The sequence below is a fragment of the Halovivax sp. genome (assembly GCA_007119345.1).
Taxonomy (GTDB): Archaea; Halobacteriota; Halobacteria; order Halobacteriales; family Natrialbaceae; genus Halovivax.
Genome location: SKPV01000282.1, coordinates 1 through 3,188, shown reverse-complemented (window position 1 = coordinate 3,188; position 3,188 = coordinate 1). Strand labels below are relative to the sequence as shown.

Below are 3,188 nucleotides of genomic sequence, written 5' to 3'. Positions count from 1 at the left end.
TCGAAGACGTGCTCCTCTTCGCCCCAGGGGTACTGCTTCCGGTAGATCGCCTCGACGCCGTCCGGCGAGACGAGCACCGTCGCGTTGTAGACGGCGTCCCCGTCGCGCTCGGGGAGTCCGAGGACGAGGGTAACGTCCAGTTCGTCGGCGAGTTCGACGGCGCGATCGGTCGAGGCTCCGGGCACGGGTTCGGCGACGTCGGGGACCGCGTCGAGATCGTATCCGGTTAGACACAGTTCGGGAAAGACCGCGAGGCTGACGTCGTCGGCGAGTGCCCCGCCGAGTTCGCGGACGGTCTCGACGTTCGCGTCGACGTCCCCCGGCTCCGGCTCGAACTGACAGGCGGCGACGCGTCGGTTCACGACCACTCACCAGCGGGCCGACGGTTTGGGCGCGGCGGCGACCGGCTCATACTCACCACTGCCAGCCGACGCATCTTGACGGTTCCGTCGAACTCGTGGGTGGGTTTACGCCGAGGTCGCGTAGCCGCGGCGACCTCGACGCCGGCTCGCCCATATAAATGGTGACCCATGTTGGACTCGACGGTTAACGGGCGTCGGGCCGAATCCGGCGTCAGGAATGGCGACCGAAACGAACCTGACGCCGACGTCGCTCGGCGACCGCATCGACGGGGACGTCGACTTCGGCGAGCCGGCGCGGACGCTGTACGCGACTGACGCCAGCATCTACGAGGTGAAACCGGCGGGCGTCGTCGCCCCTGCCAACCGCGAGGACGTCCGTCAGACCGTCGAGTACGCGCGTCGACGCGGCGTCAGCGTCACTCCGCGCGGGGCCGGCAGTAGCCTGACGGGTAACGCCGTCGGCGAGGGTATCGTCCTCGACTGCGAGCGCCACCTGGACGCGATCATCGCGGTCGACCCCGACGCGACGCTAGCGCGGGTCCAGCCCGGCGTCGTCCTCGACGACCTGAACGATCACCTCGCCGATGACGACCTCTACTTCCCGCCCGACCCGAGCACGTCGAGTACCTGTACGATCGGCGGAATGGTCGCCAACGACGCCGCTGGTGCCCATTCGGTCCGTCACGGCACCACGCGGGACAACGTCCGCAGCGTCGAATGCGTCCTCGCGGACGGGACGGTCGCGACCTTCGAACGGCTCGGGGGCGAGGACCTCGAGCGAGTCTGTGCGCGCGAGGACCGGGTCGGCGAACTCCACCGGACCGTCCGGAAACTCGCCAGCGCACACGCCGACGAGATCGACGCCCGGTACCCGGACGTCGACCGGAACTCGAGCGGCTACGACCTCCGGAACAGCGCCGCGGTCGACGGCTCGTGGCTCGACCTCTCGAAGCTGCTCGTTGGGAGCGAAGGGACTCTCGGGGTGATAACGGAAGTCACGCTCGAGCTGACCGAACGGCCCGAGCGGCGGGCCGCGGCGCTCGTCTTCTACGAGGGTGTGATCGCGGCCGCGGCGGCGGTCGAGCCGGCGCTGTCGGCCGAGCCGGGTGCGGTCGAACTCGTCGACGCGGACGTGCTGAGGTACGCGCGCGAGGCGTGGGGGTTCGACTTGATCCCGGCGGAACCGGGTGCGGCGCTGCTCGTCGAGGTTGAGGGGGAGGCTGACGCGATCGACGAACGGCTCGAGGCGGCGATTACCGCGGCGACGACGGACGCGACCGTCGACGTCGAGCGGGCGACGACCGACGACGAGCGGCAGACGCTCTGGACGATCCGGAAGGCGTCGAACCCTCTCCTCAACCGCCGGCCGGGGGACGAACAGGCCCTGTCGTTTATCGAGGACGCCGCCGTCCCGCCCGAACGGTTACCTGACTACCTCGAGCGGGTTCGCGAGATCCTGCGTGAGCACGACCTCGAGGCGAGCGTCTTCGGCCACGCCGGCCAGGGCGTCCTCCACGTGAAGCCGTTTCTGGATCTGCGCACGGAACGCGACCGCGAGCGGTTGCGCGCGGTCAGCGAACGGGTTCACGCGGTCGTCCTCAGACTCGGCGGGTGCGTGAGCGGAGAGCACGGCGACGGACGCCTCCGCTCGGCCTACCTCGAGGGGATGTACGGCGAGACGCTGTACGGGGCGTTCCGGGCGGTCAAGCGCGCCGCGGACCCGCACGACGTGTTCAACCCGGCGAACGTCGTCCCCAACGCCGACGGACGGCTGGCGAGCGTCGACGCCAATCTCCGGTTCGAGGGATACGATCCCGCAACGGTCGAGACCGCGCTCGACTTCGGCGTCGAGGGCGGATTCGCCTCGGTCGTCGAGCGGTGTAACGGCTGTTCGAAGTGCCGGACCACTGGTGACGGCGTCATGTGTCCGTCCTATCGCGCCGTCGAGGAGGAGGTGACGAGCACCCGCGGTCGGGCGAACGCGCTCCGGGCGGCCCTGGACGGCCGACTCGGTGCGGACGCCGTCACGAGCGACTGGTTCCAGGAGGAGGTGCTCGACCTGTGTCTCGCGTGCAAAGCCTGCGAGACCGAGTGTCCGACGGGCGTCGACCTGGCGAAGCTGAAGACCGAGGCGAAACACCGCAAGCATCTGGAGGACGGCGTTCCGCTTCGCTCCCGGTTGTTCGCGAACGTGCGGATGCTCAACCGGATCGGGAGCGCGCTCGCGCCCGTGGCGAATCGCCTTGCAGCGTTCGGCCCCGGGAGAGTCGTCCTCGAGAAGACGCTCGGGATCGACCGTCGGCGCTCGCTTCCCGCGTTCGCCGCGGAGTCGTTCCTCGAGTGGGTCGACGACCGCGAACCGCACCCGCGAGCCGGCGAGCGCGGTCGCGTCGTCATCGTCCCGGACTGCTACATGGCGTACAACCACCCCGCGGTCGGACGGGCGGCCGTCGACCTCCTCGAACGCCGCGGCTACGCGGTCGAGGTCCCGGAGGTGGCCTGCTGTGGGCGGCCGGCACTCTCGCAGGGGATGGTCGAACGCGCTCGCGAGGACGCCGAAGCGAACGTGAGGAGCCTCGCGCCGTACCTCGAAGACGACGTGCCCGTGCTCTCCGGAGAGCCCTCCTGCGTCAGCGCCTTCCGGGAGTACGACGACTTGCTCTCCGATCCGGCCGGGCTACCCGACGCCGCCGCGAGCGTCGCCGCGTTCCTGCTCGAAGACGTGCGCGAGCGTGGCTTCGAGGTGTCGGACCCGGATCGAGTCGACGGCCACGTCGCCGTCCACACCCACTGTCACGCGACGGCGAAGGGGTTCGACGACGCCGC

Annotated in this window: 2 protein-coding genes; one reads left to right on the top strand and one right to left on the bottom strand. The window is 69.9% G+C overall.

The window, feature by feature from the left end:
• The coding region (locus QZT59_RS18700; protein WP_290819409.1) for a carbon-nitrogen hydrolase family protein at positions 1-362 on the bottom strand (362 nt) is incomplete at its 3' end.
• A 217-nt stretch (positions 363-579) separates the two neighbouring features.
• Here QZT59_RS18700 and QZT59_RS18695 point away from each other — a divergent pair.
• Positions 580-3,188: FAD-binding and (Fe-S)-binding domain-containing protein (locus QZT59_RS18695; protein ID WP_290819407.1), on the top strand; the 2,609-nt coding region annotated here is incomplete at its 3' end.